Annotated in this window: 15 protein-coding genes and 1 tRNA gene; 9 read left to right on the forward strand and 7 right to left on the reverse strand. The window is 64.0% G+C overall.

Translation table 11 applies throughout. The features are described from left to right. Nucleotides 1–68 precede the first annotated feature (68 nt). The 4 genes from AC1ME3_RS01190 to AC1ME3_RS01205 form a co-directional block, all read right to left on the reverse strand. Nucleotides 69–1358 carry an MFS transporter gene (locus AC1ME3_RS01190; RefSeq protein WP_480954499.1) on the reverse strand — a complete coding sequence of 430 codons (1290 nt, stop codon included), beginning with the start codon at nucleotides 1356–1358 and terminating at the stop codon, nucleotides 69–71. Next, on the reverse strand, nucleotides 1358–3490 hold the full coding sequence (locus AC1ME3_RS01195; protein ID WP_480954500.1) for a M3 family metallopeptidase: 2133 nt from the start codon (nucleotides 3488–3490) through the stop codon (nucleotides 1358–1360). The genes AC1ME3_RS01190 and AC1ME3_RS01195 overlap by 1 nt, the downstream gene beginning before the upstream one ends. A gap of 103 nt (nucleotides 3491–3593) precedes the next feature. Further along, the gene (locus AC1ME3_RS01200; protein ID WP_480954501.1) at nucleotides 3594–3776 is read right to left on the reverse strand and encodes a hypothetical protein; all 183 of its coding nucleotides are present in this window, start codon (nucleotides 3774–3776) and stop codon (nucleotides 3594–3596) included. A gap of 53 nt (nucleotides 3777–3829) precedes the next feature. Then, a complete protein-coding gene (locus AC1ME3_RS01205) occupies nucleotides 3830–4546 on the reverse strand; it encodes a Crp/Fnr family transcriptional regulator (RefSeq protein WP_480954502.1) in 717 nt (238 codons plus the stop codon). Nucleotides 4547–4677: 131 nt separating this feature from the next. Here AC1ME3_RS01205 and gntA point away from each other — a divergent pair, with 131 nt between their 5' ends. Next, nucleotides 4678–5364, forward strand: coding sequence for a guanitoxin biosynthesis heme-dependent pre-guanitoxin N-hydroxylase GntA (gntA, locus tag AC1ME3_RS01210; RefSeq protein WP_056051135.1), 687 nt, complete (start codon nucleotides 4678–4680; stop codon nucleotides 5362–5364). Next, nucleotides 5357–5944 carry a DUF1989 domain-containing protein gene (locus tag AC1ME3_RS01215; RefSeq protein WP_480954503.1) on the forward strand — a complete coding sequence of 196 codons (588 nt, stop codon included), beginning with the start codon at nucleotides 5357–5359 and terminating at the stop codon, nucleotides 5942–5944. The genes gntA and AC1ME3_RS01215 overlap by 8 nt, the downstream gene beginning before the upstream one ends. Nucleotides 5945–5953: 9 nt before the next feature. On the opposite strand, the gene AC1ME3_RS01220 is transcribed toward AC1ME3_RS01215, so the two are convergent. The 3 genes from AC1ME3_RS01220 to AC1ME3_RS01230 form a co-directional block, all read right to left on the reverse strand. Then, nucleotides 5954–6625, reverse strand: a complete 672-nt coding sequence (locus AC1ME3_RS01220; protein ID WP_480954504.1) for a cell wall hydrolase — start codon at nucleotides 6623–6625, stop codon at nucleotides 5954–5956. Between the two features lie 87 nt (nucleotides 6626–6712). Then, nucleotides 6713–6797: transfer RNA gene (locus AC1ME3_RS01225), tRNA-Leu, on the reverse strand. A gap of 57 nt (nucleotides 6798–6854) precedes the next feature. Continuing rightward, entirely contained in the window at nucleotides 6855–8363 is a 1509-nt protein-coding gene (locus AC1ME3_RS01230; RefSeq protein WP_480954505.1) for a YifB family Mg chelatase-like AAA ATPase, read from the reverse strand. A gap of 130 nt (nucleotides 8364–8493) precedes the next feature. Between AC1ME3_RS01230 and AC1ME3_RS01235 the strand changes: the two genes are divergently transcribed. From AC1ME3_RS01235 to AC1ME3_RS01265, 7 genes are all read left to right on the forward strand, one after another. Beyond that, nucleotides 8494–8796, forward strand: a complete 303-nt coding sequence (locus AC1ME3_RS01235) for a hypothetical protein (protein ID WP_480954506.1) — start codon at nucleotides 8494–8496, stop codon at nucleotides 8794–8796. A gap of 87 nt (nucleotides 8797–8883) precedes the next feature. Continuing rightward, on the forward strand, nucleotides 8884–9018 hold the full coding sequence (gene rpmH, locus AC1ME3_RS01240) for a 50S ribosomal protein L34 (protein WP_031393806.1): 135 nt from the start codon (nucleotides 8884–8886) through the stop codon (nucleotides 9016–9018). A 56-nt stretch (nucleotides 9019–9074) separates the two neighbouring features. After that, nucleotides 9075–9434, forward strand: a complete 360-nt coding sequence (gene rnpA, locus AC1ME3_RS01245; RefSeq protein WP_480954507.1) for a ribonuclease P protein component — start codon at nucleotides 9075–9077, stop codon at nucleotides 9432–9434. Between the two features lie 180 nt (nucleotides 9435–9614). Then, a complete protein-coding gene (yidD, locus tag AC1ME3_RS01250; RefSeq protein WP_133018837.1) occupies nucleotides 9615–9860 on the forward strand; it encodes a membrane protein insertion efficiency factor YidD in 246 nt (81 codons plus the stop codon). After that, on the forward strand, nucleotides 9857–11566 hold the full coding sequence (yidC, locus tag AC1ME3_RS01255) for a membrane protein insertase YidC (RefSeq protein WP_480954508.1): 1710 nt from the start codon (nucleotides 9857–9859) through the stop codon (nucleotides 11564–11566). The genes yidD and yidC overlap by 4 nt, the downstream gene beginning before the upstream one ends. A 20-nt stretch (nucleotides 11567–11586) precedes the next feature. Continuing rightward, complete coding sequence (yihA, locus tag AC1ME3_RS01260; protein WP_480955881.1) at nucleotides 11587–12255, forward strand: ribosome biogenesis GTP-binding protein YihA/YsxC; 669 nt, start codon at nucleotides 11587–11589, stop codon at nucleotides 12253–12255. Nucleotides 12256–12436: 181 nt separating this feature from the next. Next, complete coding sequence (locus AC1ME3_RS01265; protein WP_480954509.1) at nucleotides 12437–13888, forward strand: S41 family peptidase; 1452 nt, start codon at nucleotides 12437–12439, stop codon at nucleotides 13886–13888. The last annotated feature ends 12 nt before the right edge of the window (nucleotides 13889–13900 follow it).

Raw genomic sequence — 13900 nt, forward strand, 5'->3', positions numbered from 1 at the left:
GTGAGGGGCAGCCACTGGAACAGCCCCTCACCCCAGCCCTCTCCCCGCAGGGGAGAGGGAGCAGAAGGTCAATCCTCGACGATCTGGCTGTTCGTCCGCGTGTCCTTCATGCGCAGATACACGACCAGCGACACCGCGATCATCGCCGTCACGTACCAGTAGAAACCGCGTTCGAAGCCCGCGCCCTTGAACTTCAACGCAACGAACTCCGCGGTCCCGCCGAACAGCGTATTCGCCAGCGCATAGGGCAAGGCGACGCCCAGCGCGCGGATGTGCGCCGGGAACAGTTCCGCCTTCACGACCGCGTTGATCGACGTGTAGCCAGTCACGATCACCAGCGCCGCCATCACCAGCAACCCGGCATAGATCGGGTTGGTCGCGGTCTCCAGCGCGGTGAAGATCGGATAGGTGAACAGCACCCCGGCAATGCCGAACCCGACCATCAGTGGCTTCCGCCCAATCTTATCTGAAAGCCCGCCCGCGATCGGCTGCAACAGCATGAACACGAACAGCGTCGCAGCGTTGATCTGGCTCGCCACTTCGCGGCTGAACCCGCTGGTGTTAACCAGGAACTTCTGCATGTAGATCGAGTAGGCGTAGAAGGCGAGCGTACCGCCCGCGGTCAGCAGCATCACCGTGATCGTCTCGCGCGGATGCTTGGTGATCAGCTGGATGAAGCCCGACTTCGGCTTGCCGTCGCTCGCGTCGGCCTTGGCATTCTCGAAGCTCTGCGTCTCGGCGAGACCGCGACGGATGTAGAACACGACCACGGCGAGCACAGCCCCGATCGCGAACGGAATGCGCCAGCCCCAGGAATCGAGCGCCGCCTCGCTCATCGTCGATTGCAGGATCAGCAGCACGCAGATCGCGAGCAGCTGGCCCGAGATCAACGTGACGTACTGAAACGACGAGAAGAAGCCGCGGCGGTTCTTGCCCGCCATCTCGGTCAGGTATGTCGCCGACGCGCCATACTCGCCGCCGACCGACAGCCCCTGCATCAGCCGTGCGATCACCAGCATCGTTGGTGCGAAGACGCCAATCGTCTCGTATCCCGGCGTACAGGCGATGATCAGTGAGCCGGCACACATCAGCGTGACCGACACCGTCAGCCCGGCCTTGCGCCCGTGGCGATCGGCATAGATGCCCATGATCCATGCGCCGATCGGCCGCATCAGGAAGCCGACCGCGAAGACCGCCGCGGTGCTGAGCAACTGCGCGGTGCGATCGGTCGACGGAAAGAAATGCGGCGCGAAATACAGGGTGAAGGCGGAATAGACGTACCAGTCGAACCACTCGACCAGATTGCCGGTCGATCCACCGATGATCGCCTTGAGGCGCGTTTTCTGATCGGGTGCCATTACTTCGTCCCCTGCGGCGCTTGTGTCGGAAAGCCGCGCTTCTTGAGCAGCGCGTTCACATCGGGATCACGCCCGCGGAACGCGCGATACGCCTCGGCACGATCGGTCTCGTTGCCGGTCGACAACAGGATCTTCGCGAACTTGTCCGCCGTCGCCTTGTCCCACGGACTGCCCGCCTCCTCGAACGCCGCGAAGGTGTCGGCGTCCATCGTCTCGGACCAAAGGTAGCTGTAATAGCCCGCCGAATAGCTGTCCGACGCGAACAGATGCTGGAACTGTGGCACGCGGTGACGCATCACCAACTGCTTCGGCATGCCGATTTCGGCGAGTGTCGCGGCCTCGAACTTGTCCGGATCGATCACGCCGTCGGGCACGGTGTGGATCTTCATGTCGACGATCGCCGAGGACAGATATTCCGCGGTCTTGAAGCCTTCGTTGAATTTGCTCGACTGCTCGATCTTGTCGAGCAACGCCTGCGGCATCGCCGCCTTGGTCTGGTAATGCCGCGCATACTTGTCGAGCACGTCGCGGGTGAGCAGCCAATGCTCGTTCACCTGGCTCGGATATTCCACGAAGTCGCGCGGCGTGCCTGCGAGCCCCGGATAATAGACGTTCTGGAGCATCGCGTGGATCGCGTGGCCGAACTCGTGGAACAGCGTCTGCGCATCGTCGAGGCTGATCAGGATCGGCTCGCCGGGCGCGCCCTTGGCGAAGTTGTTGTTGTTCGACGACAGCACGAGCTGCGCCGGGGCGAGCCCACGTTGCCCCCGATAGGTGTTCGCCCACGCACCCGATCGCTTGCCGGTCCGCGCGAAATCGTCGCGGTAGAACAGCCCGACATCCTTGCCGTTCTTGTCGGTGACGCTCCACACGCGCATGTTCGGCTCGAACACGGGAACGGTGCCGGTGATCTCCTTGAAGTTCAACCCGTACAGCCGGTTGGCCGCGTACAGCGAACCCTGGATGATGTTGCCGAGCTCGAAATACGGCTTCAGCTGCGCCTGATCGAGGTCGTACCGCGCCTTGCGGACCTTCTCCTGGTAGAAGCGGTAATCCCATGGCTCGATCGTCAGCGAGGTGCCGGCGACCTTCTGCATGTCCGCGACTTCCTCGGCCACGCGCGCCTTGGCGGCAGGCCAGACGCGCATCATCAGGTCCATCGCCGCGGCGGGCGTCTTGGCCATCGTGTCCTGCATCCGCCAGTCGGCATGCGTCTTGAACCCGAGCAGATGTGCGCGGTCGGCGCGGAGCTTGACGATCTGCGCGATCGTCGCGTTCGTGTCGTTCGCATCGCCATTGTCGCCACGGTTGACGAACGCACGCCACACCTTCTCGCGGAGCGCACGGTCGGTGGCGTAGGTCAGCACGGGATCGACCGCCGACCGCGTGTTGACGATCGCGAAGCCCGGCAGTTTCCGCTCAGCGGCGGCAGCCTTGGCAACCGCCTTCACGCTATCGGGCAAGCCGGCGAGTTGCGCCTCGTCGGTAACCGAGATGGCCTTGCTCTCATCCGCGAGCAGCTTCTCGCCGAACGTCGAGAATGCGGTCGCGAGCTGCTGGTTATACTGCGAGAGCTGCGTCTTCTGCGCATCGGTCAGCTTGGCGCCCTGCCGCACATAGCTGTCGTAGATGCGCGTCACGAGCCGGATCTGCTGTGCATTCAAGCCGCTGGAGTTGCGGCCTGCGTAGATCGCCTGGATGCGCGCGAACAACGGCTTGTCGAACGTGATCGCGTCCGATGCCGCGGAGAATTTGGGCGACCATTCGCGGTCGAGCTTTTGATACGCCGGGGTGTTCATGTTGCCGGTCATCACCCCGAACAGCGTCATCACCTGGCCGTAACGCTTGCCGGCCAGTTGCATCGGCACGATCGTGTTGGCGAAGGTCGGCTTGGCCGGATTGTCGGCGATCTTGCGGTATTCGGTGGTCCGTTCGGCGAGCGTCGTCTCGAACGCCTGCGGGAACAGTTCGGGGCGAACCTTGTCCCAGGGCGGCACTCCGCCCAGCGGACCGGTCCAGTCAGCTAGCAAGGGGTTCGCGGCGGGTGTCGTGGACGTCGCACCCGTCTGCGCGACGATCGACGTAGACGCCATCAGCGCAACGGCGCTGGCGGCGAGGTATAGAAACTGCACATGGATCTCCCGGTCAATGTACCGGGTAGCATAGTGATAAAGTCACAATGCGGAAGGCGTCGCCACCGATCAGCGCGTAGAGTTGGTCGTACGCGCCTTGAGATTAGTCACCGGATCGATCGTCGCGAGGCTGGCTCGCAGCGACTTCCGCAGCCGCGATCAGCCGCCGTCCCGTCTCGGCGGCAGCCTCCGGCGTGAAGGTGATCGCCAGGCCATCGGGTCCGTCCAGTGTCACGAGCCCGTTCTCGGCGGCAGCGGTGCCTGCGATGGATTCCGGTGTCATCATGGTCTCACTCTCCCGACTGGTAGTGCCATCAGGCGTCGTGCGATCGGTATCCGTCACTCGCCTCTGGAACCGTACAGATATTGTGGTTCGAACTCAGCAACGGCTGCAAGTGCTTTACGATCCAGGATATTTACTTCGCCAGCCTTGAACGTCAGCAGATTTTTCTCGCGCAGCGCTCTCAGAACGCGGTTGACGTGCACCCCGGTCAACCCGGTCGCTTCCGCCAGATCGGGCTGCGTCATCGGCAGCATGAACCGCCCCTCCTCCGCCATCCCGATCATCTCCAGCCGCGCGTTCAGTTCGCAGAATAGATGCGCGACGCGGCCTTCCGCGCCGAGCCGCCCCAGCCGGAAGATCCACTCGCGGTGCATCGCCGCGTCGAGCAGCGTGCTGAACCACAGTTTCTGCGTCAGGTGCGGATAACGCTCGGTGATCGACTGCAACGTACGATGTTCGAAGCAGGCGATCTTGACCGGCCCAAGCGTGGCGATGTCATGATCGAGCCGCTTCATCGGGAAGGCGTGTAGATCGACGAAATCGCCCGGTACGTGCACGGCGACCAGCTGACGCTGACCTTCGCGGTCGTCCATGTAGCGACACACGAACCCCTCGATCAGCAGCGTGCTCGTCTCGATGAGGTCGCCCGCCCGGACGATCTGCTTGCGCCCGGGCACCTGCCGCACGGATTCGATGCCGTCCTCCAGCACCTGCTTTTCTTCGTTGCTCAACTCATGGCGACCACGGCCCATGAGGAATTTTTCCGAGATCATCGACACCCCTTCATCAACCGGCCTCGTACCGCCCTTGGCGATAGAAGAACAGATCGGGATTCGTACTGATCAATATCAAAGGTTATGTCGGGCGCGAAACATTGCCGCGGTTCGCGGGTTCCTCCCCGACCATGTACCAGCCAATTTTCCAGAACGACCACCCGCTCGCGCGCAAGTTCATCGAGACTGTGCAGGCTCCGCAATTCCCCTGCGTCGGCGCAAAATCGGCGCTCGCCAAGGGGCAGATGGACATTCTCGTCGCTCGCGACGTGCGATCCGCTTGGGATGACATGAGAATCTCTCCGGCGCTTGGCGAGACCGTCCGCAAATACCGCGAAGATCGCGCGATCTTTCGGACGCTTATCATATTGTTCGAAGCGCCTGCTTTGCTGTCGGAAGAAGAGTTCGAGGCGCATCTTTGGGCACGGGCTCAGTCACTTAGCGACAAGGACGAGTGGCTTGGCTACCGCCCAGACCCTTCGGTCAGCAGCGATCCGGACGATCCGCATTTTTCGCTGAGCTTTGCGGGCGAGGCATTCTTCGTGGTCGGCCTGCATCCCAATGCCAGCCGTCCGGCGCGAAAGTTCGAATCGCCGGCGATGGTCTTCAACCTCCACGACCAGTTCGAGGTGCTGCGCGACCAGCAACGCTACGACAAGTTGCGCTCGTCGATCCTGGCGCGGGATCTCGAATATGCCGGCTCGATGAACCCAATGCTGGCGCGCCACGGTGAATCGAGCGAAGCGCGACAATATAGCGGACGCGTCGTCGACGAATCCTGGAAATGTCCTTTCAAGCGAGGCGAAGCCCGTGGCTGACATCAAGACGATCCCGCCACGCTCGGGAGCCGGGTTCACGCTCGACAAGGGGCAAACGCTCACCGTGATCGATCCGGAGGGTCGTCAGGTATCGGACCTGCTGGCATACAATCGCGCCGACGTTCGCGAAGTGATCTCGTCGGGGCGGACGCTCGATTATGCGAGCCGACTGTACCTGACGACCGGCGACCTGCTCTATTCGAACCGCAGCAACGTGATGCTGGAGATCGTTTCGGACGATGTCGGCCGGCACGACTTCCTGCTGACGCCGTGTTCGAAGGAAACCTTCGCGATCATCTATGGCGACACCGACCCCCATCGCGGCTGCTTCGGCAATCTCGCGGAAGCGCTCGCCCCTTGGAACATCGAGCCGGACCAGGTCCCCGTGGCGTTCAACTGCTTCATGAACGTGCCGATCAACGGCGAGACGGGCACGTTCACGGTCGAACCGCCGCTGAGCAAGGCCGGCGACACCATCGTCTTCCGCGCTGCCATGGACCTCGTCATCGGCATGACCGCGTGTTCGGCGCTGCAATCCAATGGCGGCAGCTTCAAGCCGATCCAGTACCGGATCGACTGAACGGATTGGCTAGCGACGCTGATAGAAGATGTGCGACTCGACGGTCGCCACCTTGACGAGCGAACTGCGCCAGTACGGTACGAGCCAGTCGGTATGGTAATGTGTCGCGCGGCCGACCGGCGTATAGACGTAGCCGTTCATCGCCCGCCGTGCCGCGTGTCGTGCCTGTTTCCAGCCGTCATGCTCGGGCCGTCGTGTCTGCGAGCCGTCGCAGGCGAAGGAGAACTGGCACCCCGTCTTGCGGTTCGCACCTTGATAGACGACTCCGCAGACCGTCTTGGGGAAGCCTCGCGCACCGACCCGGTTGAGCACCACCTGGATGACGGCGCGCTGTCCGTCGCGATCGGTGCCAGCTTCGTAGAGGGCGACGGTCGCGAGGCATTCGGTCGCCTGGAGGCGCGCCGCAGGACCACCGCGAAACCGGAATGGCTCCGCGCGCTTGCGTTTGTCAGCAACGATCGGGACCAGTGCATTAGACGCGCGCGCCTGGGCCATCGTCAGCCGGGGCTTGCGGTGATCCGTGGTGGTTTCGGTCGGCCAGGGCAGATCGGTCAGCGACCCGAAGATCGCCGCGAACGCGACCACTGCGCCGAGCAGGAGTAGCCAATGCTCGGAAGACGGCCTTGGGCCGGATCGATTGCGCCGCCGCGATGAGACATATCGGACCGGTCGCTTCGCCATCCCGCGACCTTACCGGCGAAATTTTCGCAAGGAAACGATCACTGTGCCGCCCGCCCCGAGGGTCGAAGCGCGATCGTTGTAAAGAGATGGTGCCCCTGGCCGGAATCGAACCAGCATGCCTTGCGGCAACCGATTTTGAGTCGGTCGCGTCTACCAATTTCGCCACAGGGGCAGCGGCGGGTTGGCTAGACGAAGCTTTCGTCCGCCGCAAGCGCGTTTAGTTGCGCCTTTAGTTGCGGGGCGGTTGGCGGCGGTAACTTAGCGCCTCGGCAATGTGGATACGGCCGACGGTATCGCTGCCCGCGAGGTCGGCGATGGTGCGAGCGACGCGGAGGATGCGGGTGTAGCCGCGCGCGGTCAGGCGCATCGCTTCGGCGGCTTGGGCGAGGAGTTTGCGGCCGGCTTCGTCGGGCGTGGCAACGGCGTCGAGCAATGCGCCATCCGCCTCCGCATTGGTACGAACCGGGTGGTTGCGGTAGCGCTCGGTCTGGATCGCGCGGGCTGCGGCGACGCGAGCGGAAACCTCGGCCGAGCCCTCGGTTGGCGGCGGGAGAATCAGGTCGGCAGCGCTGACCGCCTGGACGTCGATGTGCAGATCGATTCGATCCAGCAACGGGCCGGACACCTTCGCTTGATAGTCCGCTGCGCATTTCGGGGCTCGCGCGCAGGCCAGGCTCGCGTCGCCGAGGTGGCCGCACCGACACGGGTTCATCGCGGCGATCAACTGTACGCGCGCAGGAAAGGTGACGTGCGCGTTGGCTCGGGCGACGCTGACCGTACCCGTCTCCAGCGGCTGGCGAAGCGAATCGAGGACGGCGCGCTGGAACTCCGGGAGTTCGTCGAGGAAGAGCACGCCGAGATGCGCGAGGCTCACCTCGCCCGGCTTTACCTTCAGCCCGCCCCCGGTGAGTGCCGCCATCGACGCAGAATGGTGTGGCGCTCTGAAGGGTCGCGTGCGGGTCAGGCGACCGCCTGTCAGCGTACCAGCGACCGACTGGACCATGGATACTTCTAGCGCTTCCGCCGGGTCGAGCGGCGGCAGGATCCCGGGAAGACAAGACGCCATCAGCGACTTGCCGGAGCCCGGCGGCCCAACCATCAGCAGATTATGCGATCCGGCAGCAGCGATCTCCAGCGCGCGCTTCGCGGTCTCCTGTCCCTTCACCTGCCGCAGGTCCGGACCGTGGTCGGCGTGCTCTGCGATGCCCGGCTTGGGTGGGCTGAGCAGGCCGTGGCCCTTGAAGTGGTTGAGCAACGAAAGCAGATCCGGCGCGGCGATGACCTCGATCTCGCCTGCCCATGCCGCTTCAGATCCTTGCGCCGCCGGACAGACGAGCCCCTTCCCCACTTCCGATGCATGCAGCGCCGCCAGCAGAACACCCGGCGATGCGGTGATCCGCGCGTCGAGCCCGAGTTCGCCAACGATCACGTAATCGGCCAGCGCTTCGGCATCGACCACGCCCATCGCCGCCAGCAACGCCAGCGCGATAGGAAGATCGAAATGCGACCCTTCTTTCGGGAGATCGGCTGGCGACAGGTTCACGGCGATGCGTTTCGGCGGAAGGGAAAGCCCCATTCCGGCTATCGCACCGCGCACGCGTTCACGACTTTCGCCGACCGCCTTGTCTGCCAAGCCGACAACGTTGAACGCGGGAAGTCCTGGAATCAGTTGGACTTGCACCTCGACCGCGCGTGCCTCCAGTCCGAGATACGCCACCGTCGCTACGATCGCCGCCATGCCCGCTCTCCCGCGACACGACGTCACGCCTTATTCATACCCGATTTGCCATGTCTGCAAGGACACGCGGCCCGGAACTATCCGATCACGCCGTCTTGTGAACCTAATACACCGGACCCACATGCCTTCCGTGAAAGCAGTCCGCTCCCCCGTCCTTCGCTTCGGCCAGTTGGTGCTCGGGATAGTGTTGATCCTGAGTGCGCCCTTGCTCGCGCCGCTGCCGGGGCCTGCGGGTATCTTCCTGTTCGCGGGTGGAATGGTTCTCGTCTTGCGCAATTCACGCTGGGCGCGGCTCAAATGGGCGCGGCTGAAGCGGCGTTGGCCACGCACCGGGCAGTTCGTCGATCGAGTTATGCGGCGGCAGAGTGCGATGCGACGGCACGAGCGTGCCAAGGCTGCCAAAAACACGACCGTTACGACGGGTGCGAATTGACTTACTGCCGCCCTTTCCGTAAGCGCCCAGCCATCAAGGCCGTCCCCGTGGCGGCCGTTTTCTATTTGATGACCTAGGGAATGACCAATGAAGCGGACCTTTCAGCCGAGCAACCTGGTACGCGCACGCCGTCACGGCTTCCGCGCACGGATGGCGACGGTCGGCGGCCGGGCAGTGATCCACGCACGCCGCGCCCGCGGTCGCAAGAAGCTGTCGGCCTAACCATTCTAGACAAACGCCGCGATTTTCTCGCGGCGAATGCGGGGAAGCGCGCACCGATGCCGGGATTCGTCCTGCTCATGCGCCTCCGCGATGACGGTGACGAGACGATGCGAATCGGCTTCACCGTCACCAAGAAGATCGGCAACGCCGTCGTCCGGAACCGCATGAAACGGCGGTTGCGGGCGTTGGCGCGTGAACTGTTGGCGGAGCGCGGCGTTGCCGGGGCCGATCATGTGCTGATCGGGCGCAACGGCGGAGTCGAGCGGGATTACGCGTTGTTGCGGACTGAGCTTGGGAAGGCTTTCCGCAAGGTGACGCCGCAGTCCACTTCCGACATCACCCCGGCAAACTCTCCCAACCATGCGAACGCTGCCACCCCGGCAAAGGCCGGGGCCCAATTGGGAAAGCGGTCGTGATGAAGAGCAGTGGCTTGTTACCGACGTTCCCCAATTGGGCCCCGGCCTTCGCCGGGGTGGTCGGTCTTAGTCGGTACGCCTCTCCCCCTTCCTTGTACTCCCGCGAAGGCGGGAGCCCAGTCTGGATCCCCGCCTTCGCGGGGAAACAGTCTTGTGGCGTGGACAGACGTCGGTTTTGACATGCTAGCCCGCCTCCTCATCCTCATCGCCCGCGGCTGGCAACTCGGGCCCTCGCTCATTCTGCCGTCGAGCTGCCGCTACGATCCTTCGTGTTCCGCCTATGCAATCGAGGCCGTTGGGCGCTATGGCGCGCTCAAGGGGGGCTGGTTGGCGGCGAAGCGTATCGCGCGGTGCCATCCGTGGGGCGGGTACGGCCCCGATCCGGTCCCAGACATCGACAAGAAACTGAAAGACGCCGCCCTGTGAAAGACGACAAGCAGAATTTCGTGCTGTTCGCGGTGATCGCGGCGCTGATCCTGTTCGGATGGCCGCTGATCCAGGGCAAGTTCTTCCCGACCGCAAATCCGCCGGTCACGAAGATCGAGGGCGGCAAGACGAAAGCCATCGCCAACCCCGCGGCCGATCCGGCCGCTGACGGCGCCGCTGCGATCGGCGATCGCAACGCCGTGATCGCCAGCACACCGCGCGTCCGCATCGAGACCCCGCGCGTGTCCGGTTCGATCAACCTGAAGGGCGCGCGGATCGACGATCTCGTGCTCAAGGGCTATGACGAGACCGTCGCGAAGAACTCGCCGCCGATCCGCCTGCTGTCGCCAGCCGGTGCGCCCGACGCGTATTTCGCAAGCTTCGGCTGGCGTGCACAGGGCCTGACCCCGCCCGCCGCCGACGCCGTCTGGACGCCCTCGGGCGCGACCACGCTGACGCCGACCACGCCCGTCACGCTCGATGCGACCAACGCCACCGGCCAGCGCTTCCGCATCCAGATCGCGGTCGACCAGGATTACATGTTCACGGTTCGCCAGACCGTCCTCAACGCCGGCACCGCGCCCGTGCCCGTTGCCACCTACGGCCTCGTCAACCGCGTCGGCATCTCGAAGGATCCGTCGTCGATGACGATCCATGTCGGGCCGATGTCGGTCGACAATGGCGGCGCGCATTACCGTCCGAACTACAAGGACATCGACGAGGCCGCGCAGAAGTTCACGACCACCGGCGGCTGGCTCGGCTTCACCGACAAATACTGGCTGACCGCACTCGTCCCCGACCAGGGCCAGGCGTTCGACGGCCAGTTCCGCGCGGGTGCTAACAAGGCGTACCAGGCCGACTACGCACTCCAGCCCAAGCAGGTCGCACCCGGCCAGGCGATCACGCAGACTTCGCGCTTCTTCGCGGGCGCCAAGGAAGTCCGCCTGCTCGATCGCTACACCGACCAGGCCGGCGGCGTTGCCAAGCTCGATTACGCGATCGACTGGGGCTGGTTCCGGATCGTCGAGAAGCCGATCTTCTATTATCTCGACTGGCTGTTTCGCATGGTCGGTAATTTCGGCGTTGCGATCATCCTGCTGACCGTGACGATCCGCGGCCTGCTGTTCCCGATCGCCCAGCGGCAGTTCAAGTCGATGGCCGCGATGCGTGCCGTCCAGCCGAAGATGAAGGCGATCCAGGAAAAGCATAAGGACGACAAGGTCCGCATGCAGCAGGAGGTCATGGCGCTCTACAAAACCGAGGGCGTCAACCCGCTCGCCGGTTGCGCCCCGACGCTGCTGCAGATCCCGATCATGTACGCGCTGTACAAGGTGCTAATGCTGACGATCGAGATGCGTCACCAGCCATTCGTCGCGTGGATCAAGGATCTGTCTGCGCCCGATCCGCTGACGCCGCTCAACCTGTTCGGTCTGCTGCCGTTCACGCCGCCGCACATGATCGCGATCGGTATCGTGCCGATCATCCTGGGCATCAGCATGTACTTCCAGTTCAAGCTGAACCCGACGCCGATGGACGATACGCAGAAGCAGGTGTTCAAACTGCTGCCATGGGTGCTGATGTTCGTGATGGCGCCGTTCGCGGTCGGTCTCCAGGTGTACTGGATCACGTCGAACTGCCTGACCATCATCCAGCAGAAGCTGCTCTACGCCCGCCATCCGGGCCTGAAAGTGCCGGTGACCAAGTGAACGACGTCCCCAACCCCGGCATGGATCTGGGTCCCGACCTCGAGCAGACCGACGCGCCGTTCACGCCGGAGATGCTGGAGCATGCACGCAAGCTGTTCGCAGGGCATGTGGGCTTCCTAAAGTCGGCACCGACGCTCGAGTTCCTGCCCGACGCGTCGGTGCCGGAAGTAGCGTTCGCCGGTCGCTCGAACGTCGGCAAGTCGTCGCTGTTGAATGCGCTCACCGGGCGCAACTCGATGGCGCGCACGTCGAACACACCGGGCCGTACGCAGGAGCTGAACTTCTTCGACGTCGGAGCGCCGCTCGCGTTCCGGCTGGTCGACATGCCCGGCTACGGGTTCGCCAAGGCGCCCAAGGACGTCGTCAAGAAATGGCGCTTCCTGATCAACGACTTCTTACGCGGGCGTGACGTTCTCAAGCGCGCGCTCGTGCTGATCGACTCGCGCCACGGCATCAAGGACGTCGACCGCGAGATCCTCGAGATGCTCGACAAGGCCGCGGTCAGCTACCGCATGGTCCTGACCAAGGCGGACAAGATCAAGGCGTCCGAACTGGTCGAAGTCACCGAGCGCACCGCGATCGAGGCGCGCAAGCGGCCTGCCGCACATCCCGACATCCTCGTCACGTCCAGCGAGTACGGCATGGGCATCCCCGAGCTCCGCGCGGCAGTGGTCGAAGCGGTCAGCTAACGGGCTTGGCCTGCGGGCTCGCACCCCTCCTACCCCGTCATTCTGACGATGGCAGGTGACGCTGGCAGGTATACTGCCGGCCGCCCTGCCAAAATCCACCGAGATCGGATCAATCTACGATTTCCTGCTGGCATCGTACGGTGAATTCCGTAGCCTCCGTCGGAAGGGTGGAGATTACGTAATGCGGGTACGGTTTGGGGCGATGCTGGCGATGGCGGCGATGCTGTCGGGCTGCGGGGGTAGCGACGGCAACACGAACTCGACCGGTGGCGGTACCGGTGGTGCTATTGGTGTTACGCCGACACCCACGCCGACCGCAACCGCGGGCTGTTCGTTGCGCGAACGCCAGGACTGGGCTGCCGCACAGCTTCGCGAATGGTATCTGTTCCCCGATACGCTGCCTGCGACCTTGAGCCCTGCTGGGTACACGACGGTCGACAGCTATATCGACGCGCTGACCGCGACCGCGCGAGCGCAGCGCAAGGATCGGTATTTCACGTATCTGACGTCGATCAAGGAAGAGACGGCGTATTACACCTCTGGATCGAGTGCCGGTTTCGGCATCCGGTTCGCGCTCGACCAGACCGGCCAACGCCTGTTCGCAGCCGAGTCGTTCGAAGGCGCGCCCGCCCTTGCCGCCGGGATCGACCGCGGTGCCGAGATCCTCGCGATCGGTACGACATCTAGCAACCTGCGGACCGTCAGCGCCATCATCAGTGCCGAGGGCACGGCCGGGCTGACCACCGCATTCGGTCCCGACACGACCGGGACGGCGCGCGTGTTCCGAGTCTCGGACGCTGCCGGTACGCGGGACGTGACCGTCGCCAAGGCCGATTTCTCGCTGCTGCCGGTCTCGTCGCGGTACGGCGCGAAGATCATCGAGGATAGCGGTCAGCGCGTTGGTTACATTAACTTGCGCACGTTCATCTCCACGGCCGAACCCGCGCTGAAAACAGCGTTCGCGAATTTCCGTGCGCAGGGCGTGACGAAGGTCATCATCGACCTGCGCTACAATGGCGGTGGCCTTGTCGCGACGTCGGAGTATCTCGGCGACCTCCTTGGTGGGGGGCGATCAACGTCCGAGGTGTTCGACTATACGACGTTCCGCACGGAGAAGGCCTCGAACAACGAGACTCGCTTCTTCGCGCCACAACCCGAATCGATCGCGCCGACGCGGATCGCATTCATCGGTAGCGGCGGCACCGCATCGGCGAGCGAACTTTTGATCAATGCGTTCACGCCGTATCTGCACGGCAATTCCGCGCTGATCGGAACCAACACCTACGGCAAGCCCGTCGGGCAAATCGCCCTCGACAAGCCAGCCTGCGACGATCGTCTGCGTGTGATCGCGTTCGCGACGCAGAACGCGGCGCGCAACGGCAATTACTTCGATGGCCTCGCGTCGACCGTGGAGGCAACCTGTCGCGCGACCGACGATATCGGCTTCCCGCTCGGCGACGCGCGCGAAGCGTCGACGCGTCGCGCGCTCGACTTCCTGGCGGGCCGCAGCTGCTCGGCGATCACCAGCGATGTCAGCGCGCAGTCTGCACGAACCACCGCGAGCACCCGTCAAGACCTGCTGATCCCCGCAGCGCCGACCACCGCCCAGCGGATGGTCCCCGGCTCGTTCTGAAGCCAGCGACTG

The organism is Sphingomonas sp. BL2, from assembly GCF_056680015.1.